Source organism: Burkholderia sp. SIMBA_051 (genome assembly GCF_046534915.1).
Lineage (GTDB): Bacteria > Pseudomonadota > Gammaproteobacteria > Burkholderiales > Burkholderiaceae > Burkholderia > Burkholderia ambifaria.
On sequence record NZ_JAWRXS010000757.1, the window covers coordinates 1 to 243 of the forward strand.

At 73.7% G+C, this 243-nt stretch carries 1 pseudogene; it reads left to right on the top strand.

Annotated elements, in window-relative coordinates:
* Positions 1 to 243: pseudogene (locus SB771_RS36510) on the top strand (choline-sulfatase); the annotation flags it as partial.

Below are 243 nucleotides of genomic sequence, written 5' to 3' on the forward strand. Positions count from 1 at the left end.
GCCGCGGCGACTGGAAGTACGTGCACTGCGCGGCCGATCCCGACCAGCTGTACAACCTCGCCGACGATCCGCACGAGCGCATGAACCTGGCCGGCCTGCCCGAAGCGGCGGAGGTGCTCGCCGCGTTGCGCGCGGAGGCCGCGCGGCGCTGGAACCTGACGGAGCTCGACGCGCAGGTGCGTGCGAGCCAGCGGCGCCGGCGCTTCCATGACGCGGCGACCACGCAGGGCCGCATCCACGCAT